The sequence below is a fragment of the Oleomonas cavernae genome, from assembly GCF_003590945.1.
Taxonomy (GTDB): domain Bacteria; phylum Pseudomonadota; class Alphaproteobacteria; order Zavarziniales; family Zavarziniaceae; genus Zavarzinia; species Zavarzinia cavernae.
Genome location: NZ_QYUK01000011.1, coordinates 3,403,040 through 3,426,626, shown reverse-complemented (window position 1 = coordinate 3,426,626; position 23,587 = coordinate 3,403,040). Strand labels below are relative to the sequence as shown.

Sequence of the window (23,587 nt, the reverse complement as noted above, 5' to 3'; positions counted from 1 at the left end):
CGCCTCCTCCGTTCAGTAGTTGGTGAGTTCGTTCGAGCCGTCGGGCTTGTACTTGTAGACGTCACCCTCATAGCCATCGATCTTGCCGTAGGGGATGGTCGGCCACAGGCCGGTCGACTGCTTCGCGGTCGAGGCATAGACATTGGCGCCTGTCGCCTTGGCCATCGACCCGCAGAACAGGTTGCCGTCGCCGGCACCCCCCGCCTGGGAGATCTGGGCAGCGCCGCAGGCGACCAGCCAGATATCGTCGACCAGGCCTTTGATCTCGCCCATCACCAGGTCGACATTGGCGCGGGTGATGCCGGTGCCGATCCCCAAGCCAAAACCGCCGCCCTTCTCGTCGAACCAGTATTTGTGTTCCTTGAGCACGGCGTAATAGCCGTGGCAGTTGATGACCAGCGCCTTCAGCTTGCCGCCGGTCGCGGCCTTGGCGATCGAGGCGACATTGATCATGACCCATTTGGGGTCTTCGGCTTCCTTTACCTTGCGGCTGTTCCACATCTTGTAGTCGGGGCCCGGGACATCCTCGGCGTTGAGGACCATGGCGGGCTGCGGGATCGTGATCATGACGGGACTCCGGACTGCCTGATGGAGCGCAGGGTACGGCCAGGGCGAATTTTATGCCGTGCCCGCCATCACACAATGGCCTCTTGAACCCCGTGCCGCCGATCCTACCTCATAGGCGTCGGGCGCCCGTTACGGGGTCCGGCCGCCGGATCGGCCCATGCGGGGGATCCGCCGCATGTCCCCAATCGCCTTTGCTCAATGGAGAATTGCGATGCGCACTGCCTTTGATTTCTCGCCCCTGATGCGTTCGACCATCGGTTTCGACCGTGTCTCCCGCCTGCTCGATGCGGCCGCCCGCGTCGACGAGGCGGCGTTTTCCTACCCGCCCTACAATATCGAAAAGTCCGGTGACGACCGCTACCGCATCACCATGGCGGTGGCCGGCTTCGCGCCCGAACAGCTCGAAGTGACGGTGAAGGAAAACGTCCTCTACATCACCGCCAAGGGCCGCGAGGACAAGGCCGAGACCCAGTATCTGCATCGCGGCATCGCCGCCCGCGCCTTCGAGCGCCGCTTCGAACTGGCCGACACGATCAAGGTCGTGAATGCCTCGTTCGAGAACGGCCTGCTCCACGTCGATCTGGTGCGCGAGGTGCCCGAGGCCAAGAAGCCCCGCCAGATCACCATCGAGACCCGCGCCAACCCGGCGGCGCCGCAGATCGAGCATCAGGCGGCCGCGTAACCTTAGCGCCTGGCCCCAAATAGCGACGGGCTGCCCGATGGGCAGCCCGTTCTATTGTAAAGCCCGTCCCTGTAAGACTTGCGGGAGGGATCTTGCCGCAAGCTTTCCGACTGCGTCAACCCGCCACATCGGGGAAACGCTCAGTTTCCAAGCTTTTTCTCAGGTCTTGAAGAAGGCCGCCGCGGCGTCGCGGGTTGCCCGCTTCTTTTCGATCGCCGCTTCGCACCGCGTAATCTCGTCCCGGCAGGCGGCGATGCGGGCTGCCAGATCCTCGATCGACAGGGGATCGAGGGCGATCTGCTCGATGGTGATCAGCACCTTGGGGCGTGGCCGGTCGTCGGGGTCGAACGCCATGATTGCCTCTTGCTCCATCCTCGCCTAGACCGGCAGAGCATAGCCGATCGGAGCCGCGAAGATGAACCCCGATACCATGACCGCCATCGCCGTGACCCAGCCCGGCGGGCCCGAGGTCTTGCGCCCGGTGACCCTGCCGGTGCCCCGGCCGGGCCCTGGCGAGGTTCTGATCAAGCTGGCGGCGGCAGGCGTCAACCGGCCCGACGTGATGCAGCGCCTGGGCCTCTATCCGCCGCCGCCGGGTGCGCCCGAAACCCCGGGCCTGGAAGCGGCCGGCACCATCGTCGCCCTGGGCGAGGGGGTCGCCCGCTGGCAGCTCGGCGACCGGGTCATGGCCCTGCTGGGCGGTGGCGGCTATGCCGAATATGCCGTGGCGCCGGGGCCGCAGTGCCTGCCCGTGCCGGCCGGCCTGTCGATGGTGGAGGCGGCGGCGATCCCCGAGACCTTCTTCACCGTCTGGACCAATGTCTTCGAGCGCGGCGGCCTGAAGCCGGGCGAGCGTTTCCTGGTCCACGGCGGCGCCAGCGGCATCGGCACCACAGCAATCCAACTGGCGTCCGCCCTGGGCGCCACGGTTTTCACCACCGTGGGCGGGGCCGACAAGGTGGCCCCCCTGGAGGCCCTGGGGGCCGCCCATGTCATCGATTATCAGACCCAGGATTTCGTCGAGGTGATCCGGGCGGAAACGGCCAAGCGCGGCGTCGACGTGGTGCTCGACATGGTCGGCGGCGATTACGTCCAGCGCAACATCAGCGCCATGGCGACCGAAGGCCGCCTCGTCTACATCGCCTTCCAGAACGGCGCCCAGGTCGAGGTCAACCTGCTGCCGCTGATGCTCAAGCGCCTGACCCTGACCGGTTCGACCCTGCGCATCCGTTCGGTTGCCGAGAAAGGCGCCATCGCCGCGGCGCTGGAGGCCACGGTCTGGCCGCTGCTGGCCCAGGGCAAGGTCAAGCCGCTGATCGACCGGACCTATCCGCTGGCCGATGCCGCCGGTGCCCATGTCCGCATGGACGACCGTGGCCACATCGGCAAGATCGTGCTCACTATTTGATCAATTACCATTCAAAGTTTTGACGTTGTCGTGACGGCCGTCTATATACGCCTGATCACTCAATGCCATGACCATGGCGGCGGGCGGCCCCCGGGGCCGGTCGCGATGGTGGAGAATTGACATGTCGCTACCCCTGATGCCCAAGGCAACGGCCGTCTGGCTGGTTGAGAACACTTCCCTGACCTTCGACCAGATCGCCAAGTTCTGCGGTCTGCATCCGCTCGAGGTGAAGGGCATTGCCGATGGCGAAGTGTTCCAGGGCATCGTCGGCCAGGATCCGGTGGCCCAGGGCCAGTTGACTCAGGAAGAACTCGACCGCGCCCAGGCCAACCCCAAGGCGGAACTGAAGGTCAGCGCCTCGACCAACCCGATTCCGCGTGCCCGTTCCAAGGGCCCGCGCTATACGCCAGTGTCGCGCCGCCAGGACCGGCCGGACGCCATCGCCTGGCTGCTGCGCAACCACCCCGAACTGTCGGACGCCCAGCTCTGCCGCCTGATCGGCACGACCAAGCCGACGATCAAGGCGGTGCGCGAGCGCAGCCACTGGAACAGCCAGAACATCAAGCCGGTCGACCCAGTGACGCTGGGCCTGTGCACCCAGATCGAACTGGACCAGGCGGTGCAGAAGGCGGCGGAGCGCACCAAGGGCGACGTCGACGACGAGGATGCCGACTACGACGAAGCGACCGCGCCCGAGGTGCTGGAAGCCGCCGCCGAAGTCGAAGGCAGCGAGCCCGAGAGCGACGGCCCCGCGTCCGACTGGCAGAACTGAGGCGCTCGTTCAGCACCACCTTTTGTCGTCATGGCCGGGCGACGTCCCGGCCATCCACGTCGGCAAGCTGCCTAGACTTTCAACGGATGTGCACCGTCCCGACGTGGATGACCGGGACAAGCCCGGTCATGACGAAGGGGTGGGCTTACCGTTCGGTGAGCTTCAGTTCGATGCGGCGGTTGCGGGCCAGGGCGTCGGGGCCGGTGCCGTTGTCGATCGGCTGGAACTCGCCGAAGCCGGCTGCGGCCAGGCGGCTGGGCGGGATGTCCTGGGTGATCAGGAATTTCGCCACCGCGACGGCCCGCGCCGTCGACAATTCCCAGTTCGACGGGTAGAGCGGCGAGACGATCGGGTTGGCGTCGGTGTGGCCGTCGACGCGCAGGATCCAGGGCAGGTCGGCCGGAATCTGCGCCGCGATTTCCTTCAAGGTGACGGCAAAGCGCGCCAGGGCTTCCTGGCCGCCCAGGCCCAGGTCGGCCGAGCCCGAGGCGAACAGCACCTCCGACTGGAAGACGAAGCGGTCGCCGACGATGCGGATGTCGTCGCGCTCGCCCAGCACCTCGCGCAGGCGGCCGAAGAATTCCGAGCGATAGCGCGCCAACTCCTCCACCTTGCTGGCCAGGGCCAGGTTCAGGCGCCTTCCCAAGTCGGCGATCACCGCCTGGGATTCGCGGTCGTCGGCCTCGGACTTGTCCAGCAGGGCGGCGATTTCCTTGAGTTGCTCGCGCAGTTCCATCAATTGGCGGTTGAGCAGGTCGACCTGGGCCTGGGCGTCCGCGGTCAAGGCGCGTTCGCGGTCCAGCTCGGTGCCCAATTGCCCGGCCTGGCCTTCGAGCGCCTGGGCCTGGGCCTGGCTTTCGCTCAATTGCGCGCGCAACTGGTCGCGTTCGGCGTTGGCCCCTTCGACGGCGGTCGACAGGCTGGAGACCGACAGGCGCAATTCGGCATTGGCCTGGCGCTCCAGGGCGAGCAGGTCGGTCAGGTCGGCGATCTGGCGATTGAGGCGGGCCAGCGCCTCGTCGCGGCCCGACAGGGCTTGGCCCAGGAAGAACTGCGCCATCATGAAGACCGACAGCAGGAAGCTGATCGCCAGCAGCAGCGTGGTCAGCGCGTCGACGAAACCGGGCCAGATCTCGGCCCCGCCGCGTTCGCGAAAGCGCCGGCTGCGCGAGGCCATGTCAGCGCTGCTCCTCGGCGGCCATGGCGGCGATGGTGCGGGTCAGGATCTTGACCTGGGCGGCGACCTCGTCGAGGCCGGCGCTCTGGCCCTCGATCAGGCGGCCGATGCCGGCATCCAGGCTGCGCAGATGGGCGCGGCTGGCATCGTCCAGCACCGGCGCCGGCGCGCTGGGCGCGTGGCCCAGGCGCTGCAGCAGGGGCTTCAGCTCCATCTGGGTCTCGGCGATGCGCACCATCAGTTCCTGCTCGGCCCGCATCTGATGCGCGAGCGTGCCCAGGCGTTCCGTCAGGGTCACCAGGGCCTCGTTGCCGGAGCCGCGATTTTCCTCGGCCCGCGCCATGGTCCGCTGCAAGCGGTCGAGGCTTTCGGCGGTGGATTCGAGCAGGGCCGAGACATAGGCCGGCACCCCGGCGCCGCCCTCGCCTTCGACGCCTACGCCGGTGCTGCCCAGCTTGGTGTTGGCGGTCAGGTAATCCTCGACTTCCCCTAAAAACCGGCCCTGGGCCTGGGACGCCTGGAGTTCGAGGAATCCTAAGACCAGCGAGCCCGAGAGGCCGAACAGCGACGAGGAGAACGAGGTGCCCATGCCCGACAGGGGCGCCTCCAGGCCGCGCTTGAATTCGGTGAACATGGCGGCGAAATCGCCGCCGCCGGCGATGCTCAGGTTGCGGATGGCATCGCCGATCGACGAGACCGTCAGCAACAGGCCCCAGAAGGTGCCGAGCAACCCCAGGAAGATCAGCACCGAGACCAGGTAGCGGCCGATCTCGCGCTTCTCGTCCAGGCGCGCGGCCAGGCCGTCGACCAGGGCGCGGGTGGCGGTGGGGCCCAGTTGCCAGCGGGCGCTGCGGCGCTCCGACAGGGCGGCGGCCACCGGTCCCAGCAGGTCGGGCGCCGGGGCGGCGACCAGGCCCGGATCCTGCTGTTCCAGCCGCTCGAACCAGCGCGCCTCGGGCCGCAGTTCCAGCACCTGGCGCAGCAGATAGACGATGCCCAGCAGCATGACGCCGATGATGACCGAGTTCAGCGCCTCGTTGGTGGCGAAGAAGCGGCTGGCGGGATCGAGCAGGAACACGACCAGCCCGGCCACGGCGAGCAGGAACACGGTCATGCGGAACAGGTAACGGTCCGGCTTCACTTTCCTCAACCTCTACCGATGGCAATACGCCACACCCAACGGAAGCTCGCAGGGTGTCAGGGCATGATGGCGATGTCGACCCCATCGGCGATCGGCGCGTCGGGCGCCATGCCGACGGCACGAAGATCGATGCGGTTCGCGGGCACGCCTTTTTCGATCAGATAGGTCCTGACCGCCTGCACCCGCTGCAGCGCCAGGCGCCGGGCGCCCGTGGTGGTGTCGTTGGTGCCGCTGGCGAAACCGCGCAGCAGCAGGCGGCCGCCCGGGGCCTTCAACTGTTCCATCACCGCGTCCAGCGACGCCTTGGCCGCCTCGTCCAGGGCGTTGCCGCTGGTCTCGAAGACGACCTGGGTCACCGCCTTGGCGACCGACGGCAGCGCCGAACTGGTGGCGGCGGGCGGCGGCGGGGGCGGCAGGGCCGCCAGTTCGGTCGGCCGGCCGACATCCGGGGCGGCTTCGCTTGCCGGCGGCGGGGGCGGTGGCGCGGCGGGCGGCGGCGGTGGGGCAACCGGCGGCGGCGGTGGCGGAGGGGGCGGTGGTGGAGGTGGAGGCGGCGGTGCGGCAGCGACTTCCGTCGCGGGCTCGCTCAGCCGGCTGCCCAGCTCGACCATGGTCAGCGTGCGCGGCGTGGCGGTATCGATCACCGGGCGCGCGGGCGGCGGCGGCGGGACCGCTGCCTCGACCGGTGGCGGCTCGGCGGTCGGGGGCTCGGCGGTTGGGGGCTCTACGGGGGCCGGCGGCGAGGCCGGGGGTTCGAGCGCCGCGACGGGCGGTGTCGGGGCCTCGGCGATCGGCGGGGCCGGCGCCTCGACGGCGGCGGCCGGCGGCGGGGCGGCGGGGCGGGCGGCGGTCGCCGGCCGGCGCGGCCGGGCGGGACGCCTGGGCTGGGCGTCGCCGGTCAGCTCGTCCAGCACCGACATGTCGACGATGACATCGGCCTGGGTGCCGCCGCCGATGACGATGGTCTGGTAATCGAGGCTGCCGGTGCGGCCGTGCGACGGCGTGCGCGCGGGGGCCGGGCGGGGCGGCGGGCTATAGGCCGGGCGGTCCTGCTCGTTGCCGCCGGCGCGGGCCGGGGCGGGCAGGGCAATCAGGGCGGCGCCGAAGGCGGCCAGCAGCGCGGCCATGGACACGCCGGACCATGCGGCCCCGACACCATGCCGTGTCCCGGCGGCTGACTTCATGCCCCTATTACTCCCCTGTCAGACCCGTCCTCTTAGCAGGATAAGACGAGTCGCGAAACGGGCGAAATGTTGCGGCGCGATGCCCGCGGGCGCTATTGCGGTGCCGTCTCCGCTTCGGCCTTCGCCGGCTTGGCCGGCTTGGGCTTGCGCGGCAGGCCGGCGCGCTCGATCAGGATGCGCAGCTTCTCGTGGACGATCTCGTTGCCGGCGATGATCTCGGGCTGGTTCAGCACTTTCCGCGTGCCCTTGACGTCGGACACGATGCCCCCGGCCTCGCGCACCAGGATGATGCCGGCGGCGATGTCCCAGGGGGCCAAGTCGGTTTCCCAGAAGCCGTCGAAGCGCCCGGCGGCGACGAAGGCAAGATCGAGCGAGGCGGCACCGAAGCGGCGGACCCCGGCCACTTCGCGCATCACGATGCCAAGCTCTTTGAGGAAGCGCAGATGATCGCCCCGGCCGTGGAACGGGATGCCGGTGGCGATCACGGTCTCGCGCAGGTCCTTGCGCGCGGCGACGCGCAGGCGATGCTCGTTGCAATAGGCGCCGGCGCCCTTCTCGGCCCAGAACATCTCATCGGAAATCGGGTTGTAGACCACGCCGGCGATGATCTCGCCGTCGCGCTCGACGCCGATCGAGATGGCGAATTGGGGCAGGCCGTGCAGGAAATTGGTGGTGCCGTCCAGCGGGTCGACGATCCAGCGGTGGGACTTGTCCTTGCCCTCGACCACGCCGCGCTCTTCCATCAGGAAGCCGAATTCGGGGCGCACCCGCGACAGCTCGGCATAGAGCACGTCTTCCGCCTTCTGGTCGGCGACCGAGACGAAATCGGCCGGGCCCTTCTTGGAGACCTGGAGGTTCTCGACCTCGCCGAAATCGCGCTTCAGGCCGCGGGCGGCCTTGGTGGCGGCGGAAGCCATGACATTGATGAGCGGCGAGCGAAACGCCATCGCGGGAAACCTCGACAGGAGAAAGGAGCAGGCACCGCCGGATCACCGGCGCGCAGGGCGCGGAACCTATCAGGGGTGGGCGCGGGGGTCAAATGGCGGCGCTGACGTTTGGTGCAGCCTCATGCTAACGTCAGTGCATGGCTGACGAATCCGACAACCTGATCCTGGTCTATTCGCGGCGCATGGACACGACGCTCGCGCGTGTCGACGAGCGCATCGGGGACCTGACGCTGCGCGTCAACGATGTTCAGGCGTCGATTGCGGGCCTCAGGCGTCATCAGGCGCAGGATGCGGGCGTGGTCGCCCACATGCAGGCGCAATTGGATCGGCTTCGCGACGAGATCGAACGCATCAAACGCCGCCTGGAAATTTCTCCGTCGCCCGTGGCCGAGTGAACACGCCAGATCAAGGCTAAACTTGGTCTGTCCCCTTATTCCGTTATGACCGTCGGGCATCGTTAATCGATGCGAAGAGCATCGGCGATTTTATCTTTTGGGATAACTACAATGTTTGATTTAAAGCCAAATCCAATGTTGTTGCCGCCGCTTAGGTAAAAGCAAACATTCTCCGGCTTTCTGCGAAAATCAAAGGCTAATTGAGGCGGTATATCTTTTGGACGATCATCCACTTTAACATCAAGATAAATATAGTAGGTAATTTTTTTGTTAGAGATCTGCGGATCTCGTTGAATTCCGTCCCTTTCCAGGGGGCTAAGTCGGTGTCCACGCCAATATATTGTCGTAAATGACAGACGCGTTCCCTCTTCTGGGTGATCGCAATAATACGCGTGAGCGCCAAGGCTCGCGTAATTTTGCTCTTTCACGAATCTCGGCAAATTTTCGACGCTCGTAAATTCAACCTTAAGCAGGGGGCGGCTCGGTTTATCGCCACCCATAACCGAGTCACCCATCAGCGCTAAAGTAGTTGAATCGACAAGGCCCGATAGCGAACTTGCTCCTGGCCCTGGCATTTCCGTCTGATCCTGCCAGTCCACTGATTGAATTGAAGCATAAGCAAGGTCGTCGGGGTGGTGCTCGATGCAGCCGGAAAACAACGGGACAAGGCACAGTATGGTCAGAAACCCCAGTTTCACCTTATTCCTCCCCTTTTAGCACTGGTCTGCGCGCCGCCGATATCGGCGGAAAACCATAGTTTTCCCTGTAATCATTGGGGTGATTTTCGATTTGCCGCGCCACGAATGCCGCCTCATCCCCCCTCGACGCCGCCAACATTGTTCGACCAAGTTTACGACCCTGCTGCGGCGATACTGCGACGATATTGCGGTAGCATTTCAACCATCATACTGGACTGCACTCCTTCGGCGAGTCAGTCAAATCAGGGACAGTTGGTTGTGACCGAGCATAGCTGACCCGTTGGCGTCGATCCGGTCTCGCATGTTAAGCTTCCCGCCATGAGCGAGCTTCCCGAGAACGTCACCTCGGAATTCATTGCGCGGCAGCTTCAAGAGCTGCAACAGGGGCAGCGTGCCCATGACCGCGCCTTGCGCGAGGTGGCGGAACTGGCGCGACGCGGCATCGAGTACACCCAGCGGGTGGAGCGGCGCATGGACGGGGTGGAGCGGCGGGTGTCTGAATTGCGCGATGATCTGGAACTCATGATCAAGGCGGAACTGATGGGTCGCCTGGAAAAGCCTTAAGGCAGCCGCATCCTCCCGCCCATCTCGCGTGTTCCGGTGAACCATGCCCTGGGGCCGTGGACGCGACACCGAACCGTCCGCCGGCCCTGCATAAATACCGGCGTGGCCTAGCCGTCGTGGCCGGTGCTGGCGCCGAGCAGGACACCCAGAACGCCGGAGGTGCCCCAGCGGTAGACCGAGTGGAGCGCGATCTCGGTCCTCAGCGCCCTCCATGCGGCGGCGTTGACAGCGGGAAGGCCCGTCTTGCCGGACTGGTAGTCGCGCAGCAGGGCGTCAGCCACCCCGCCCGCCGTTGCGTGCGGCTCGGCGTCCCAGCGGGGTCGCCGGAGCCCGGTCATCCGGAAATAAAGGGCATCGACGACATAGGCCGCCGCCTCGTCCTCGTTGTCCGTCACCTGGGTCTTGGTCAGGTCGAACACCGCATGGGTGCACTCGTGCAGCAGCAGGCCTTCCTCCGTCCGCCCGATCAGCGGCGCGACCTGAAGCAAATTGGGCGTCCCCGAGGTGTATTGGCCGCCGACGCCCGGCGGGAAGGTATTGGTCACCTGAAGGCTGATCTTGCCCGTCTCGAGCGCGTCCGCGACGCGGTGGAAGGAGGCGGGCGCGATGGTCACCGTGCCGGCATTGAAGGGAAAGGTGAAGCGGATCCGGGCGACGACCGGCCCGCGCAGCAGGCTCAGGATTTTGTCACGGGTGGTCATGATGAAATATCCTCGCACCAAGCAGGGTCAGTGGGCGTAGTCATCACAAATTCGAGAACTGGGCGGCCGGATGTGCATCCCGGTTCGCAAGACTGATGATCTGCCGATCGCCGCTGGATGTCTGTTACGTCCGTTACAGGCCCGTGCGATATCCGGTCGGGCCGTGGATGGGCAACGGCGCCCGAATGGCCTACCCTGGTCGCCGGTGCGGCTTGGGACGGGTGGCGTGGCGATGGCGGGCAATGACGTCGAGGCGGAAAAACCCGCGCATAGCCTGTTCGACAATCTCCAGGGCCTCGCCTTCGGCGTGATCATGGTGTCCTTCGGCATTTCGCTGCTGAAGGCGCAGGGGCTGATCACCGGCCAGGCGGCGGGGGTGGCTTTTCTGATCAGCTATTCGGGCGGGATCGAGTTCGGGCTGGTGTTCTTCGTCGTGAACCTGCCCTTCTATGTCCTCGCGGCGCTGCGCATCGGCTGGGGCTTCACCCTGCGCTCGCTGGCCTGCGTCGCCAGTATCTCGGTGTTGACCAGCCTGGCGCCGCGATTGTTCAGCTATGCCCATGTCGAGCCGTTCAGCGGCGCGGTGGTGGCGGGCCTGTGCGTCGGCATCGGTTCGATCGGGCTGTTCCGCCATGGCGCGAGCGGCGGCGGTGTGGGGATCCTGGCCTATTACATCCAGCAGCGGACAGGGTTTCGCGCGGGCTGGCTGCAACTGCTGCTGGACGCCGTCATCTTTACGGCCGCGGCTTTCGTCCTGCCGGGCTGGGGCGTGCTGGTCTCGATGGTGGGCGCGCTGGCGCTGAACCTGCTGGTCGCCGTCAATCACCGCGGCGACTGGTACATCGCCCGCTGAGCCCCCGCGATCAGGCCCTGGGCCTCGATCAGCGGCAGTTCGCTGCGGCCCCAGTCGGCCGCGGCATGGATCAGGGTGTCGACCAGACCCAGGGCGCGGGCCAGCGCCGCAGCGGGCGGCTGGCCGGTGACCAGGTGGCCCATGAGGGCCGCACCCAGGGTGTCGCCCAGGCCGTGGGGCGGCCCGGCCACGATCGCGGTTCTGGTCACCTGCGGCTGGCCGTCGATCAGGGCGATGGTGGCGAGCGTGCCGGCGTCGAGCTCGAAGGACGTGACCAGGGGCAGGGGCACCTTCAGGGCGCGCAGGGCGGCGACGGCTTCGTCGACGGTGGCCAGGGCGCGCCCGGCCAGAACCTCCAGCTCGAAATGGTTGGGCTTGACGATGTCGGCGACGGGGACCAGCCGGTCGCGGAAGCAGTCGGCGATGCCGTCCTTGACATAGATGCCGCCGTCGCGGTCGCCGATCACCGGGTCGACCAGGACGAGGGCCTTGGGGTTGGCCGCCCGCACGCGGGCGATGGCGTCGAGCGCCACGGCGCCGTTCTCGACCGTGCCCAGATAGCCGACGATGACACCGGCGACCTGGGGCAAGGCGCCGATGCGCTCCAGCCCGTCCAGCATGTCGGCCAGCAGGCCGGCGGGAATAGCACCGCCGCCCGGCCGGCCGTGGCCGGGATGGGCCGAGAGCAGGACGGTGGGCAGTTCCACCACCTCGCAGCCCAGCTTCTGCAGCACGAAGGCCGCCGCGGCATTGCCGACGTGACCCCAGGCGACACGCGATTGCAACGACAAGACCAGCGGCGCCGGCATCACCCGAACCTCATATCCAGCAAGGGCCGTACCTTAGTACCGCCCCCGTGGTACTGCCTCGATTTATTCATGAAAGCCGATCCGCATTGTTGTTGTCTTGGCCGGTGACTTTGGTTCACCGTGCTGGCCGGTGTCGAGGGGGGATACTCGCCATCGTCGGCCGCGGCGCCCATCGCGGCGGCGAGCCGGGGATTTTGGCATGCCGGGCCCTGTCGCCCGAAATCCAGCCAGAGAGGGGAACGTGTAATGGCTTCTATGAAACCGCAACTGATCAGCATCGCCGCCGCGGTGGTCGTCGTGGGTCTTGGCGCCGGCTATTTCCTGACCCGCAGCGACGAGGCCGCGCCGCCGGCACCCGCCGCTGCGCCGGTCGCTGCCGCCCCGGCTGCTTCGCCCGCCCCGGCACCCGCCCCCGCCCCGGCACCTGCCGCCGCGCCCCCGGCACCGGCCCCTTCGGCAACGCCGGCGGCGCCCGCGCCATCGGCTCAACCGCCGGCCTCGGGCGGGCTTTCGCCGGCGCCGGCACCGGCAACCCCCGGGACATCGCCGGGCGGCTCGGCTGGCGCGATGCCGGGCACCGGGATGCCAGGCACCGGGATGCCAGGGACAAAGGGCGGCGTGCCCGGCATGCCCGGTGGCGGCATGCCCGGGGGATGCCCGGCATGCCGGGTGGTGCCATGCCGGGCGCTTCGGCCAACCTGCAGCAGGCGCTTGTCGGCGTCTGGCAGGGCCAGGTGATGAGCGAAGGGGTGATGCAGCAGACCCGCTCCACCTTCACCGCCGACGGCAAGTTCACCCAGCAGACCAATCTGCCCCAGGTGACCAACCAGACGCTGGTGATCCAGGGCACCTGGAAAGTGGTCGACGACGGCCGCGGCGGGCAGGCCCTGGAACTGACGCCGACGAGCTGGGAGCCGCAGCAGATCTGCGCCTTCAACGGCCAGTGCCAGCCGTTCCAGCCGACCGCGGAGACCATCCCGGTGCGCCTGATGAACCAGAACATGCTGCAGATTCCCGGCGGCATGTTCCAGCGCGCGGGCTGAGACTGCCTGGCGCATCGGACAGCGGCATTGCGTGGTTCGACAGGCTCACCATGAGGAAAGTCTTTTTGCCACAAAGATCCCCCTCATCCTGAGCCTGTCGAAGGACGCAGGGTGCCCGTGCAGGGCGCAATTTTCCGGCCGTTTTCGGTGCGGCGCCGCAAATTTGCTGCGTTGCGACCTTGCGACTCGACCGCGGCTGACTATAGTCGGGCCACGATTTGGCCATTTTTTCTGATCAGGCGGGGATCATTCATGAGCAGCGTGCGGCCTCGGCGCAGTGTCCTCTATATGCCGGGCGCCAATGCCCGGGCGCTCGACAAGGCCCGGACCCTGCCCGCGGATGCCCTGATCCTGGACCTGGAAGATGCCGTCAGCCCGGATTCCAAGGAACTGGCGCGCAACCAGATCGCCGAGGCGGTGAAGACCGGCGGCTATGGTTATCGCGAGCTGATCGTGCGCATCAACGGCCTCGACACGCCCTGGGGCCTCGCGGATTTGAAGGCGATCGCGCCGCTGGGCGCCGATGCCATCCTGCTGCCCAAGGTCGAGGACCCGGCCACGGTCTCCAAGGCGGCGATCGCGCTGGAACAGGCCGGCGCCTCGGCCAAGACCACCTTGTGGGCGATGATGGAGACGCCGCTGGGCATCCTGCGCGCGGCCGAGATCGCCGCCGTGTCCAAGCGCCTGACCTGCTTCGTCATGGGCACCTCCGATCTGACCAAGGACCTGCATGCGCGCCACACGCCGCTGCGCCTGCCCATGCTGACCTCGCTCGGCCTGTGCCTGCTGGCCGGCCGCGCCTATGGCCTGACCATCCTCGACGGTGTCTACCTTGACCTCAAGGACGAGGCGGGCTTTGAGGAGTCCTGCATCCAGGGCCTGGAACTGGGCTTCGACGGCAAGACCTTGATCCACCCGTCCCAGGTCGAGCCGGCCAACAAGGTCTTCGCGCCTTCAGAGGGTGAGATCGCCTGGTCGCGCAAGATCATCGAGGCCTTCGCCGAGGCCGAGGCGCAGGGCAAGGGCGTGGTCCTGGTCGACGGCAAGCTGATCGAAAACCTGCATGTCGACAATGCCAGGCGCGTCGTCGCCCTGGCCGATGCCATCGCCGCGCGGGGCTGACGCCATGAGCACCAAGACCGCCAAGGGCAATTTCTTCGAGGATTTCCAGGTCGGCCAGGAGCTGGTCCATGCCACGCCGCGCACGCTGACGCAAGGTGACGTCGCCCTCTATGTCGCGCTGACCGGCAGCCGTTTCGTGCCCCAGTCGTCTGCCGCCTTCGCCCGCAGCATCGGCCTCGACGGTGCGCCGGTCGACGATTTCCTGACCTTCCATGTGGTCTTCGGCAAGACCGTGCCGGATGTCTCGCTCAATGCGGTGGCGAACCTGGGCTATGCCCAGGGCCGGTTCCACCGGCTGGTTTCGCCGGGTACCACGCTTTCCTCGACCTCGACCGTCATCGGTCTCAAGGAAAACTCGAACAAGGAAACCGGCACGGTTTACGTCAAGACCACCGGCCGCGACGAGAACGGCAGCCTGGTGCTGGACTATTGCCGCTGGGTCATGGTGCGCAAGCGCGACACCGCCTCGCCGGCCCCCACCCCGGTGGTGCCGGACCTGCCCGCCGTGGTGGCGCCCGAAGCCCTGGTGGTGCCCACCGGGCTTAACCTCGACAGTTTCGATACTGCTTTGTCCGGCTCCCCCATCTTTGGGATGATTACGCGGTGGGCGAGAAGATCGATCATGTCGACGGCATGACGATCGAAGAGTCCGAACACATGATGGCAACCCGCCTGTACCAGAACACGGCGCGGGTCCATTTCAACCAGTGGACCGAGAAGGACGGCCGTTTCGGCCGGCGCCTGATGTACGGCGGCCATGTCATCTCGCTGGCCCGGGCACTGTCGTTCAACGGCCTGGGCAATGCGGTCTTCGTTTCGGCGATCAACGGCGGCCGTCATGTGGCGCCGACCTTCGCCGGCGACACACTGTTTGCCTGGTCGGAAGTGAAGGCCAAGGCCGAGATCGCCGGCCGCAAGGATCTGGGCGCCCTGCGCATCCGCACCGTGGGGGTCAAGAACCTGAGCGCCGCTGAATTTCCCGAGTCGGGCGAGAATGTCGTGCTCGATTTCGATTATTGGGTGTTTATCCCGCGGCGCTGACCATCCCCGCAAGGGGTGGTGATGGCGCAGCCATGATGTGACTTAGGTTTCGTTGACTGGCGGTGATCCGCCTTTAGTATCAGCCCGCGGACGGGATCGCTTGTCCCGCCCAGTTTCAGCCCAGGTCGGCGCGCCTCACGGGGGTGGGGCTCCGGCCGCTATTCGAGGACCAGCGATGGCTCAAGCCGAGCGTCCGCTTTCGCCGCATCTCCAGGTCTATCGCCTGCCCCTTACCGCTCTTGCCTCGATCACGCACCGGATTACCGGTATCGGCCTGGGGTTTGGCACGATCCTGCTGGCCTGGTGGCTGGTCGCCGCCGCCGGCGGGCCCGATGCCTACGCCCACTTCCAGTGGTTCGCGGGCTCGATCGTCGGGCTCGTCCTGCTGTTCGGCTTCACCTGGGCCTTGATGTTCCACCTGCTGAACGGCCTGCGGCACCTGTTCTGGGATGCCGGCTGGGGCTTCGACATCAAGGTGTCGCACCAGGCCTCGGTCTTCGTGGTCGCCGGCTCGGTGCTCCTGACCGTCATCGTCTGGGCCGCGGCCTTCATCCTCTAGGACCAAGACACATGGCTTCCCGCTCCTCCCTCCGCACGCCGCTCGGCGCCGTTCGCGGCCTGGGCTCCGCCAAAGACGGCACCCATCACTGGTGGCTGCAGCGCGTCACCGCGATCGCCCTGGTCCCCCTTACCATCTGGTTCGTGGCGAGCCTCGTGGTCCTGGCCGGCAGCCCGTTCGAGGTCTTCACCGCCTGGGTGGGCCAGCCGCTGGTCGCGGTCTTCCTGGGGATCTTCGTCACGGTCGGCATCTGGCACCTGAAGCTCGGCGCCCAGGTGGTGGTCGAGGACTATGTCCACGGCGAAGCGGCCAAGATTACCACCCTGCTGGTGATCAACTTCGCCTGCGTGCTGGTGGGCGCCGCCGCCCTCTTTTCGATCCTCAAGATCGCGATCTGAGTAACGTCCCATGCCCCAGGTCTATCCCATCACCGACCATACCTATGATGTCGTGGTCGTCGGCGCCGGCGGCGCCGGCCTGCGCGCCACCTTCGGCATGGCCGAGCGCGGCCTGAAGACCGCCTGCATCACCAAGGTGTTCCCCACCCGCAGCCATACCGTGGCGGCCCAGGGCGGCATTTCCGCGGCGCTGGGCAACATGGGCGAGGACGACTGGCGCTTCCACATGTACGACACCGTCAAGGGCTCGGACTGGCTGGGCGACCAGGACGCGATCGAATACATGTGCCGCAACGCCCCGGCCGCGGTGACCGAGCTCGAGCACTACGGCGTGCCGTTCAGCCGCACCGAGGACGGCAAGATCTACCAGCGCGCCTTCGGCGGCATGACCACCCACTACGGCAAGACCCCGGCCCAGCGCACCTGCGCCGCGGCCGACCGCACCGGCCATGCCATCCTGCACACGCTGTACCAGCAGTCGCTGCGCTTCGACGCCCAGTTCTTCGTCGAATATTTCGTGCTCGACCTGATCATGGAAAACGGGGTCTGCCGCGGCGTCATCGCCTGGGACCTGGAAGACGGCTCGATCCACCGCTTCCGCGCCCAGATCGTGGTGCTGGCGACCGGCGGCTATGGCCGGGCCTTCTTCTCGGCGACCTCGGCCCACACCTGTACCGGCGACGGCGGCGGCATGGTCTTGCGCGCCGGTCTGCCCCTGCAGGACATGGAATTCGTCCAGTTCCACCCGACCGCATCTACGGCGCCGGCTGCCTGATCACCGAAGGCGCGCGCGGCGAAGGCGGCTACCTGGTCAATTCCAAGGGCGAGCGCTTCATGGAACGCTACGCGCCCTCGGCCAAGGATCTGGCCAGCCGCGACGTGGTCTCGCGCGCCATGACCATCGAGATCCGCGAGGGCCGCGGCGTCGGCCCCAACAAGGATCATATCCACCTGCACCTCGACCATCTCGATCCCAAGGTGCTGCACGAGCGCCTGCCCGGCATCTCGGAAAGCGCCAAGATATTCTCGGGCGTCGACGTGACCAAGCAGCCGATCCCGGTGCTGCCCACCGTCCACTACAACATGGGCGGCATCCAGACCAATTATCACGGCGAAGTCCTGACCCTGACCGATGGCAACCCGGACACGGTGGTGCCCGGCCTGATGGCGATCGGCGAGGCGGCCTGCGTTTCGGTCCACGGCGCCAATCGCCTGGGCTCGAACTCGCTGATCGACCTCGTCGTGTTCGGCCGCGCCGCGGCGATCCGCGCCGCCGAGATCGTCAAGCCGGGCGAGGCCCAGAAGGACCTGGCCAAGGATTCGGCGGACTCGTCGCTCGCCCGCCTCGACCGCCTGCGCTTTGCCAAGGGCGGCAGTTCCACCGCCAAGGTGCGCGGCGCCATGCAGCGCGTGATGCAGAACAATTGCGCGGTGTTCCGCACCGGCGAGGTGCTGGAGGAAGGCAAGAAGCTGATCGGCGAGGTCTGGCAGCAGTGGGGCGATGTCGGCGTGACCGACACCTCCATGGTCTTCAACACCGACCTGGTCGAGACGCTGGAACTGGACAACCTGCTGCGCCAGGCGCTGGTCACCATGCACGGGGCGGCCAACCGCGAAGAGTCCCGCGGCGCCCATGCCCGCGAAGACTTCCCCGATCGCGACGACGAGAAGTGGATGAAGCACACGCTGGCCTGGGCCAACGAGAAGGGCGAGGTCACCATCGACTACCGCCCGGTGCATACCTACACGATGACCGACGAGATCGAATACATCACGCCGCGCCCGCGCGTCTATTGAGCGCGACCGGCGAGATACCGAAAGGCAAGGCCAATGGTTGAGTTTGCACTGCCCCGCAATTCGAAGGTCGGCACCGGCAAGACGGTGAAGGCCCCGGGCGCCAAGCGGGTGAAGGCGTTCAAGGTCTACCGCTGGGATCCCGACAAGGGCCAGAACCCCAGCCTGGACACCTTCGAGGTCGACCTCGACCAGTGCGGGCCCATGGTCCTGGACGCCCTGATCAAGATCAAGAACGAGATCGATCCCTCGCTCACCTTCCGCCGCTCGTGCCGCGAGGGCGTGTGCGGCTCCTGCGCCATGAACATCGACGGCGGCAACACGCTGGCCTGCACCAAGGCGATCGAGGATGTGAAGGGCGAGGTCAGGGTCTATCCCTTGCCGCACCAGCCGGTGATCAAGGACTTGGTGCCCGACCTGTCGCGCTTCTATGCGCAATATGCCTCGATCAAGCCCTGGATGCAGACCCAGACCCCGCCGCCCACGCGCGAGCGCCTGCAGAGCAAGGAAGACCGCGAGAAGCTGGACGGCCTCTACGAGTGCATCCTGTGTGCCTGCTGCTCGACCTCGTGCCCCAGCTACTGGTGGAATGGTGACCGTTACTTAGGGCCCGCGGTGCTGCTCCAGGCCTACCGCTGGCTGGTCGACAGCCGCGACGAGGGCACCGGCGAGCGCCTCGACGACCTCGAGGACCCGTTCCGCCTCTACCGCTGCCACACCATCATGAACTGCGCCAATACCTGCCCCAAGGGCCTGAACCCGGCCAAGGCGATCGCCGGCATCAAGCAGATGATGGTCGAACGCCAGGGATAAAACTCCCTCTCCGCCGCCGGTACTCCCTCGCCCCGCTTGCGGGGAGAGGGCCGGGGTGAGGGGTATCGAGGGCTGCGCCGATGGCCGTCCGGTCCGCTCCGGCGCGGATCCCCAACGCCCCTCACCCTAGCCCTCTCCCCGCAAGCGGGGCGAGGGGACACACTCTCAATCCCCGAAGATCGACCAGCGCATGCGCTTGGCCAGCAGTTCGAGCGCGATCGAGCCCAGCCTGGAGTTGCCCTGGGGGTCGAGGCCCGGCGACCAGACGCAGATCGAGGCCTTGCCGGGAACGATCGCCAGAATCCCGCCGCCCACCCCGCTCTTGCCGGGCAAGCCGACCCGGAAGGCGAAGTCGCCCGAACCGTCGTAGTGGCCGCAGGTCAGCATCAGGGCATTGATGCGTTTCGCCCGATCGGCCGAAACCACGCGGGCGCCGGTGGTGGGGTGGCGGCCTGAAAAGGCCAGGTAGCGGCCGGCCATGGCGAGCTGGCGGCACGACATGGCGATGGCGCAATGATGGAAATAGACGCCCAGGGCCAGTTCGACCGGGTTTTCCAGGATGCCGAAGGCCTTCATGTAGTTGGCCAGCGCCGCATTGCGGAAGCCGGTGGTCTGTTCCGAACGGGCCACGGCATGGTCGATATAGATGGTCTCGTCGTCCGAGACGAACTGCAGGAAGCGCAGAATCTCGCCCAGCGCCACATTGGGCTTGTGGCCCGAGAGGATGGTGTCGGCCACCGCGATGGCGCCGGCATTGATGAAGGGATTGCGCGGGATCCCCTTCTCGTATTCGAGCTGGACGATCGAGTTGAAGGCATTGCCCGAGGGCTCGCGCCCGACCCGCCGCCACAGCCCGTCGCCGATCTTGCCCAGGGCCAGGGTCAGGGTGAAGACCTTGGAAATGCTCTGGATGGAAAAGGGTTTGTCGCTGTCGCCGGCGGCGCACACCTGGCCTTCGGCATCGACCAGGGCGATGCCGAAGGCGGCCGGGTCGACGCGGGCCAGTTCGGGAATATAGGTCGCAACCTGGCCGCGGTCCGTCCGCGCCGCCATTTCTGCGGCGATGTCCTGAATGATGCCGTCGAGCTCGACCACTCTTGACCCTCGATGGAGGCGAAGTCCTGCCGGCCGAGAACTACTACGGCCGCTTGCTGGAAACAAATCGTTAGGGATTGCCGATCACTATGAGGCGGTCGAATTAAAGCCTCGAGGAAACCCCATGTTTGCACTGCGCCGGAAAGAACAAGAAGCGGAAGCGGCCGCCCTGGTCGGGGCCAAGTCCGAGCTGGCCGCGCTCAAACAGATGCTCGATGCCATGCCGGTCAACGTCATGATGTGCGAGCTCAAGGATTTCTCGATCACCTATATGAACAAGACCTCGGTCGAGACCCTGCGCAAGCTCGAGCACCTGCTGCCGGCCAAGGCCGACCAGCTCCTGGGTCGCTCGATCGACATCTTCCACAAGAACCCCAGCCATCAGCGCCGCCTCCTGGCCGACCCCAAGAACCTGCCGCACCGCGCCCGCATCAAGCTGGGCGACGAGATCCTGGATCTTCAGGTCTCGGCCATCTACGACGCCCAGGGCCAGTACACCGGGCCGATGCTGACCTGGTCGATCATCACCGATTTCGTGCGCCAGGAAAAAGAGACCAAGCGCCTGATGCGCATGCTCGACGACATGCCGATCAACGTCATGACCGCCGACAAGGACACGCTGGAGATCAACTACATCAACCGCACCTCGACCAATACCCTGAGGGCGGTCGAACACCTGCTGCCGATCAAGGCCGACAACGCGCTGGGCACCTGCATCGACATCTTCCACAAGAACCCCAGCCACCAGCGCCGGATGCTGGCCGATCCCCGCAACCTGCCGCACAGCGCCAAGATCAAGCTGGGCCCTGAGACGCTGGACCTGCGCGTCTCGGCGATCATGGACGATGACGGCAGCTACATCGGCCCGATGGTGACCTGGGCGATCGTCACCAAGACGGTCAACGTGATCGACACGTTCGAGCGCACGGTGAAGACCGCGGTCGACTCCGTCGCCGGTTCGTCAGTCGAGCTGAACGCGGCCTCCGAGGTCATGGCCGGCGCCGTGCAGCGGGCCGTCACCCAGGCCGAGACCATCGCCTCCAATGCCGACGAAGCCTCGTCGAACGTCCAGACCGTGGCCGCCGCAACCGAGGAACTGGCTGCCTCGGTGGCTGAGATCGGCCGCCAGGCGATCCAGTCGTCCTCGGTCGCCCAGGCCGCCGTGGCCCAGGCCGAGCAGACCAACATCACCGTCAAGGGCCTGGCCGAAGCCTCGGAACGGGTGGGTGCGGTGGTCAAGCTGATCAACGACATCGCCGGCCAGACCAACCTGCTGGCGCTCAACGCCACGATCGAGGCGGCGCGCGCCGGCGAAGCGGGCAAGGGCTTTGCCGTGGTCGCCTCCGAGGTGAAGAACCTCGCCAACCAGACCGCCAAGGCGACCGACGAGATCGCCGGCCAGATCACGTCCATTCAAGGGGCGACCCAGGATGCCGTGGGGGCGATCACCGCCATCACCAAGACCATCGGCCAGATCAACGAGATCGCCGGGGCCATTGCCGCCGCGGTCGAACAGCAGGGCAGCGCGGTCCAGGAAATCAGCCGCAACGTCCAGGAGGCGGCGGGCGGTACGCGCGAAGTCACGGCCAATGTCGGCGTGCTGTCGCGCGCGACCGACGAGGCGGGCAGCGTCGTACACAAGGTGGCCGACGCGGCATCGTCCCTGGCCGAGCAGGCCGCCGGCATGCGCGAGGGCGTGGCCAGGTTCCTCGAAGAGGTCAAGAAGCTCTGACCGTTGCGACTCCCCTCCGCCCGCTTGCGGGGGGAGGGGCTGGGGAGGTGGGTCAGGCCGCCTCGAGATGTCGACACTTTGCCCCGACGACCTCCTCACCCAACCCTCTCCTCCCGCGGAGGAGAGGGCTTAGATATATCCGTTTGCCCCAGATTTCCGCCGCTTTGGCGCTATTGCCGCGTGCCGCAGGAATTCGCGCGTGTTACGCAAATTCCCGTCGGCGTACGAGCAAGAAACCAAAAATAGCGGAGAGGCAACGTGCCGATTTTCGACTACAAGGGCGAAGACGCCCGGCCATTGCTGTCGGATGCCTGGGGGCTTGCCGCCTATACCGGCATCCAGTCCTTCGCCTCGGAAGGGGCGTTGCCGATCGCCAATCCCCTGCTGAACATCACCTACGGCACCACGGCGGCCCCGCCCGACGGCTGGCGCGAAATCCCGGCCAGCGCCCTGGGCATCGGTCCCGAACACGTCGATTTCCTGGGCTTCATCATGGGCGACGGGCCGACGCTCCAGGGCCTGCAGACCTCCCAGGCCAAGATCTGGGGTGAATACGACGGTGCCGGCAACCTGACCAAGATCTCCCTGGTGCTGGCGCCGACCAACAACGTGACCGACGTCATCGACTATCCGGCGATGATCACGGGCGAGTACATTCACGCCTTCGATTATCTGATCGATGCCCTGACAGCCTATACCAAGGCCCATGGCCTGACCGGCAAGGATGTCCTGGTGACCGGCTACAGCCTGGGCGCCGGCGCCACCGACGACATGTTCGCGCTCAAAGACACCGACTGGGGCGGTTTCTATGCCGAGTCGGACTATCTGGCCGCGGAAGTGCCCAAGATCGTCGACCGGCCCGGCATCTTCAACATCGGCTTCGAGAACGACGTGGTCTATCGGGCGGCCGGCGACGCGGAAAGCGTGGGCGACGCCCTTGACACGATCCTGTTTCCCAATGACCCCAAGTTCAACACCACGGTCGACAACCTGATCCTGTTCGACGATGCCTATGCCTCGCCGCTGTGGCCCTACGGCATTTTCTCGATTCCCAACCTGACCGGCTGGATCTCCCATATCGAAGGCGTGTTCCTGAACATCGTCGACAAGATCAGCGCCTCCACCTTCTATGACTCTATCGAGCAGGACAGCGTCATCCTGGTCTCGCATCTGACCGCGCTCACCCGTCCCCTCACCTGGGTCTACGACCGGGCGACGCCTACTTCCGATCACTTCGGCGATCCGGCCTTCCTGATCGGCACGCAATTCACCGACCGGCTGCAGGATGGCCGCAGCGACGACTTCCTCGACGGCTTCGCCGGCAACGACCGCTTCCGCTTGTCGAGCGGCACCGACACGGTGGCCGGCGGCGAGGGCACCGACGCGGCCGACCTGGCGGGCAGCGCCGGCCAGTACGATGCGCTCAAGACGGCGGACGGCACGCTGTTCCTGCTCGATCGCACCGGCGCCAACGGCCTCAAGGGACTGCACGACGTCGAGCGGGTAACCTTCCAGGGCACGCTGCTGACCACCTACAAGGTCGAGGCGGGCGGCCTGAACGGCGGGATCGGCAAACAGGTCGCCTATGTGGCGCACCAGGACGGCGGGGCCGGCGTGGATGCGCTGACCGGCAGCGCCGGCGACGACCGCGTCTTCGGCCTGGGCGGCAATGACCGCCTGTCGGGTGGGCGGGGCCTCGACCTGCTGCATGGCGGCGATGGCGACGATGCCCTGGTGGGCAGCGTCGGCAACGACACGATCTATGGCGGGGCGGGCAACGACACGCTGCGCGGCGATACCGGCAACGACGTGCTGTCGGGCGGGGTGGGCAGCGACCGTTTCGTCTTCCGCGGGCCCGGCTTCGGCAACGATGTGGTCGGTGACTTCAACATCCACGAACACGGCCACGACCTGCTGGTGTTCTCCGCCGACCTGTTCGCCTCTACCGCTGCGGTGCTGGCGGCCGCCCACCAGCAAGACGACAATGTGGTCATCGGTGTCGGTACCGACAGCGTCACCCTGATCCACACCCAGCTTGCCGACCTCGGCGCCGGCGATCTCCTGCTGGCATAGGCCGGCCGGCACAAGCAGA

The 23,587-nt window shown here is 66.6% G+C and carries 26 protein-coding genes and 1 pseudogene; 16 read left to right on the top strand and 11 right to left on the bottom strand.

Translation table 11 applies throughout. The features are described 5' to 3' along the window. Positions 1-12: 12 nt before the first annotated feature. Entirely contained in the window at positions 13-567 is a 555-nt protein-coding gene (locus D3874_RS20435; protein ID WP_119780209.1) for a hypothetical protein, read from the bottom strand. A gap of 211 nt (positions 568-778) precedes the next feature. On the opposite strand from D3874_RS20435, the gene D3874_RS20430 reads away from it, so the two are divergent. Next, positions 779-1,249, top strand: coding sequence for an Hsp20 family protein (locus tag D3874_RS20430; RefSeq protein WP_119780207.1), 471 nt, complete (start codon positions 779-781; stop codon positions 1,247-1,249). A gap of 159 nt (positions 1,250-1,408) precedes the next feature. On the opposite strand, the gene D3874_RS20425 is transcribed toward D3874_RS20430, so the two are convergent. After that, positions 1,409-1,603, bottom strand: coding sequence for a DUF1192 domain-containing protein (locus D3874_RS20425; RefSeq protein WP_119782407.1), 195 nt, complete (start codon positions 1,601-1,603; stop codon positions 1,409-1,411). A 61-nt stretch (positions 1,604-1,664) separates the two neighbouring features. Here D3874_RS20425 and D3874_RS20420 point away from each other — a divergent pair, with 61 nt between their 5' ends. Both D3874_RS20420 and D3874_RS20415 read left to right on the top strand, forming a co-directional pair. Next, positions 1,665-2,657 (top strand): NAD(P)H-quinone oxidoreductase, encoded by a 993-nt coding sequence (locus D3874_RS20420; RefSeq protein WP_119780205.1) that lies wholly within the window; start codon positions 1,665-1,667, stop codon positions 2,655-2,657. 121 nt (positions 2,658-2,778) lie between these two features. Next, a complete protein-coding gene (locus tag D3874_RS20415) occupies positions 2,779-3,429 on the top strand; it encodes a DUF1013 domain-containing protein (protein WP_119780203.1) in 651 nt (216 codons plus the stop codon). A gap of 145 nt (positions 3,430-3,574) precedes the next feature. On the opposite strand, the gene D3874_RS20410 is transcribed toward D3874_RS20415, so the two are convergent. From D3874_RS20410 to D3874_RS20395, 4 genes are all read right to left on the bottom strand, one after another. Continuing rightward, entirely contained in the window at positions 3,575-4,606 is a 1,032-nt protein-coding gene (locus D3874_RS20410; RefSeq protein WP_119780201.1) for a peptidoglycan -binding protein, read from the bottom strand. A gap of 1 nt (position 4,607) precedes the next feature. Then, positions 4,608-5,747, bottom strand: coding sequence for a flagellar motor protein MotA (locus D3874_RS20405; protein ID WP_338016736.1), 1,140 nt, complete (start codon positions 5,745-5,747; stop codon positions 4,608-4,610). Between the two features lie 56 nt (positions 5,748-5,803). After that, positions 5,804-6,931 carry an OmpA family protein gene (locus D3874_RS31315; protein WP_147385750.1) on the bottom strand — a complete coding sequence of 376 codons (1,128 nt, stop codon included), beginning with the start codon at positions 6,929-6,931 and terminating at the stop codon, positions 5,804-5,806. A gap of 92 nt (positions 6,932-7,023) precedes the next feature. Next, entirely contained in the window at positions 7,024-7,878 is an 855-nt protein-coding gene (locus tag D3874_RS20395; RefSeq protein WP_119780195.1) for an inositol monophosphatase family protein, read from the bottom strand. Positions 7,879-8,015: 137 nt separating this feature from the next. Here D3874_RS20395 and D3874_RS20390 point away from each other — a divergent pair, with 137 nt between their 5' ends. Next, complete coding sequence (locus D3874_RS20390; protein ID WP_119780192.1) at positions 8,016-8,273, top strand: mediator of RNA polymerase II transcription subunit 7; 258 nt, start codon at positions 8,016-8,018, stop codon at positions 8,271-8,273. Between the two features lie 62 nt (positions 8,274-8,335). On the opposite strand, the gene D3874_RS28105 is transcribed toward D3874_RS20390, so the two are convergent. Then, positions 8,336-8,971 (bottom strand): hypothetical protein, encoded by a 636-nt coding sequence (locus D3874_RS28105; RefSeq protein ID WP_147385749.1) that lies wholly within the window; start codon positions 8,969-8,971, stop codon positions 8,336-8,338. A 318-nt stretch (positions 8,972-9,289) separates the two neighbouring features. Here D3874_RS28105 and D3874_RS20385 point away from each other — a divergent pair, with 318 nt between their 5' ends. Next, positions 9,290-9,535 (top strand): hypothetical protein, encoded by a 246-nt coding sequence (locus tag D3874_RS20385; protein WP_119780190.1) that lies wholly within the window; start codon positions 9,290-9,292, stop codon positions 9,533-9,535. A 107-nt stretch (positions 9,536-9,642) separates the two neighbouring features. Here the strand turns inward: D3874_RS20385 and D3874_RS20380 are convergent, their stop codons facing one another. Beyond that, entirely contained in the window at positions 9,643-10,236 is a 594-nt protein-coding gene (locus tag D3874_RS20380) for a hypothetical protein (protein WP_119780188.1), read from the bottom strand. 232 nt (positions 10,237-10,468) lie between these two features. Here D3874_RS20380 and D3874_RS20375 point away from each other — a divergent pair, with 232 nt between their 5' ends. After that, positions 10,469-11,089, top strand: coding sequence for a YitT family protein (locus D3874_RS20375; RefSeq protein WP_119780186.1), 621 nt, complete (start codon positions 10,469-10,471; stop codon positions 11,087-11,089). On the opposite strand, the gene pdxY is transcribed toward D3874_RS20375, so the two are convergent. Together pdxY and D3874_RS28665 are read right to left on the bottom strand one after the other, a co-directional pair. Further along, positions 11,059-11,898, bottom strand: a complete 840-nt coding sequence (gene pdxY / locus D3874_RS20370; RefSeq protein WP_119780184.1) for a pyridoxal kinase — start codon at positions 11,896-11,898, stop codon at positions 11,059-11,061. The genes D3874_RS20375 and pdxY overlap by 31 nt on opposite strands. 485 nt (positions 11,899-12,383) lie before the next feature. After that, entirely contained in the window at positions 12,384-12,542 is a 159-nt protein-coding gene (locus D3874_RS28665; RefSeq protein WP_158596123.1) for a hypothetical protein, read from the bottom strand. Between the two features lie 18 nt (positions 12,543-12,560). On the opposite strand from D3874_RS28665, the gene D3874_RS20360 reads away from it, so the two are divergent. From D3874_RS20360 to D3874_RS20330, 8 genes and pseudogenes are all read left to right on the top strand, one after another. Beyond that, positions 12,561-12,941 carry a hypothetical protein gene (locus D3874_RS20360; protein WP_147385748.1) on the top strand — a complete coding sequence of 127 codons (381 nt, stop codon included), beginning with the start codon at positions 12,561-12,563 and terminating at the stop codon, positions 12,939-12,941. 252 nt (positions 12,942-13,193) lie between these two features. Further along, complete coding sequence (locus D3874_RS20355) at positions 13,194-14,063, top strand: HpcH/HpaI aldolase/citrate lyase family protein (protein WP_119780180.1); 870 nt, start codon at positions 13,194-13,196, stop codon at positions 14,061-14,063. 4 nt (positions 14,064-14,067) lie between these two features. Next, positions 14,068-14,700, top strand: a complete 633-nt coding sequence (locus D3874_RS31670; protein ID WP_338016735.1) for a MaoC family dehydratase — start codon at positions 14,068-14,070, stop codon at positions 14,698-14,700. After that, positions 14,667-15,104, top strand: a complete 438-nt coding sequence (locus D3874_RS31665) for a MaoC family dehydratase (protein WP_338016734.1) — start codon at positions 14,667-14,669, stop codon at positions 15,102-15,104. The genes D3874_RS31670 and D3874_RS31665 overlap by 34 nt, the downstream gene beginning before the upstream one ends. A 175-nt stretch (positions 15,105-15,279) precedes the next feature. Further along, positions 15,280-15,663, top strand: coding sequence for a succinate dehydrogenase, cytochrome b556 subunit (gene sdhC, locus D3874_RS20345; RefSeq protein WP_119780178.1), 384 nt, complete (start codon positions 15,280-15,282; stop codon positions 15,661-15,663). Positions 15,664-15,674: 11 nt separating this feature from the next. Further along, positions 15,675-16,061 (top strand): succinate dehydrogenase, hydrophobic membrane anchor protein, encoded by a 387-nt coding sequence (sdhD, locus tag D3874_RS20340; protein WP_119780176.1) that lies wholly within the window; start codon positions 15,675-15,677, stop codon positions 16,059-16,061. 10 nt (positions 16,062-16,071) lie between these two features. Next, a pseudogene (gene sdhA / locus D3874_RS20335) lies at positions 16,072-17,858 on the top strand (succinate dehydrogenase flavoprotein subunit). Positions 17,859-17,891: 33 nt separating this feature from the next. Further along, positions 17,892-18,668, top strand: a complete 777-nt coding sequence (locus tag D3874_RS20330) for a succinate dehydrogenase iron-sulfur subunit (protein WP_119780174.1) — start codon at positions 17,892-17,894, stop codon at positions 18,666-18,668. Between the two features lie 165 nt (positions 18,669-18,833). Here the strand turns inward: D3874_RS20330 and D3874_RS20325 are convergent, their stop codons facing one another. Next, positions 18,834-19,763, bottom strand: a complete 930-nt coding sequence (locus D3874_RS20325; RefSeq protein ID WP_119780172.1) for a glutaminase — start codon at positions 19,761-19,763, stop codon at positions 18,834-18,836. A gap of 124 nt (positions 19,764-19,887) precedes the next feature. Between D3874_RS20325 and D3874_RS20320 the strand changes: the two genes are divergently transcribed. Both D3874_RS20320 and D3874_RS30685 read left to right on the top strand, forming a co-directional pair. Beyond that, entirely contained in the window at positions 19,888-21,495 is a 1,608-nt protein-coding gene (locus D3874_RS20320) for a methyl-accepting chemotaxis protein (protein WP_158596122.1), read from the top strand. A gap of 258 nt (positions 21,496-21,753) precedes the next feature. Beyond that, positions 21,754-23,568, top strand: coding sequence for a calcium-binding protein (locus D3874_RS30685; RefSeq protein ID WP_119780168.1), 1,815 nt, complete (start codon positions 21,754-21,756; stop codon positions 23,566-23,568). Positions 23,569-23,587 lie beyond the last annotated feature (19 nt).

Excerpts from the sequence above, each read along its gene's own strand:
- D3874_RS20430 (WP_119780207.1), top strand. The coding sequence starts at position 779 with ATGCGCACTGCCTTTGATTTCTCGCCCCTGATGCGTTCGACCATCGGT.
- D3874_RS20330 (WP_119780174.1), top strand. The coding sequence starts at position 17,892 with ATGGTTGAGTTTGCACTGCCCCGCAATTCGAAGGTCGGCACCGGCAAG.
- D3874_RS31315 (WP_147385750.1), bottom strand. The coding sequence starts at position 6,931 with ATGAAGTCAGCCGCCGGGACACGGCATGGTGTCGGGGCCGCATGGTCC.
- D3874_RS20410 (WP_119780201.1), bottom strand. The coding sequence starts at position 4,606 with ATGGCCTCGCGCAGCCGGCGCTTTCGCGAACGCGGCGGGGCCGAGATC.
- D3874_RS20380 (WP_119780188.1), bottom strand. The coding sequence starts at position 10,236 with ATGACCACCCGTGACAAAATCCTGAGCCTGCTGCGCGGGCCGGTCGTC.
- D3874_RS20385 (WP_119780190.1), top strand. The coding sequence starts at position 9,290 with ATGAGCGAGCTTCCCGAGAACGTCACCTCGGAATTCATTGCGCGGCAG.
- D3874_RS20355 (WP_119780180.1), top strand. The coding sequence starts at position 13,194 with ATGAGCAGCGTGCGGCCTCGGCGCAGTGTCCTCTATATGCCGGGCGCC.
- sdhC (WP_119780178.1), top strand. The coding sequence starts at position 15,280 with ATGGCTCAAGCCGAGCGTCCGCTTTCGCCGCATCTCCAGGTCTATCGC.
- sdhD (WP_119780176.1), top strand. The coding sequence starts at position 15,675 with ATGGCTTCCCGCTCCTCCCTCCGCACGCCGCTCGGCGCCGTTCGCGGC.
- D3874_RS31670 (WP_338016735.1), top strand. The coding sequence starts at position 14,068 with ATGAGCACCAAGACCGCCAAGGGCAATTTCTTCGAGGATTTCCAGGTC.
- D3874_RS20320 (WP_158596122.1), top strand. The coding sequence starts at position 19,888 with ATGTTTGCACTGCGCCGGAAAGAACAAGAAGCGGAAGCGGCCGCCCTG.
- D3874_RS20425 (WP_119782407.1), bottom strand. The coding sequence starts at position 1,603 with ATGGCGTTCGACCCCGACGACCGGCCACGCCCCAAGGTGCTGATCACC.
- D3874_RS20395 (WP_119780195.1), bottom strand. The coding sequence starts at position 7,878 with ATGGCGTTTCGCTCGCCGCTCATCAATGTCATGGCTTCCGCCGCCACC.
- D3874_RS20390 (WP_119780192.1), top strand. The coding sequence starts at position 8,016 with ATGGCTGACGAATCCGACAACCTGATCCTGGTCTATTCGCGGCGCATG.
- D3874_RS20360 (WP_147385748.1), top strand. The coding sequence starts at position 12,561 with ATGCCGGGTGGTGCCATGCCGGGCGCTTCGGCCAACCTGCAGCAGGCG.
- D3874_RS20375 (WP_119780186.1), top strand. The coding sequence starts at position 10,469 with ATGGCGGGCAATGACGTCGAGGCGGAAAAACCCGCGCATAGCCTGTTC.
- D3874_RS20420 (WP_119780205.1), top strand. The coding sequence starts at position 1,665 with ATGAACCCCGATACCATGACCGCCATCGCCGTGACCCAGCCCGGCGGG.
- D3874_RS20415 (WP_119780203.1), top strand. The coding sequence starts at position 2,779 with ATGTCGCTACCCCTGATGCCCAAGGCAACGGCCGTCTGGCTGGTTGAG.
- D3874_RS28665 (WP_158596123.1), bottom strand. The coding sequence starts at position 12,542 with ATGCCGCCACCGGGCATGCCGGGCACGCCGCCCTTTGTCCCTGGCATC.
- D3874_RS20435 (WP_119780209.1), bottom strand. The coding sequence starts at position 567 with ATGATCACGATCCCGCAGCCCGCCATGGTCCTCAACGCCGAGGATGTC.
- pdxY (WP_119780184.1), bottom strand. The coding sequence starts at position 11,898 with ATGCCGGCGCCGCTGGTCTTGTCGTTGCAATCGCGTGTCGCCTGGGGT.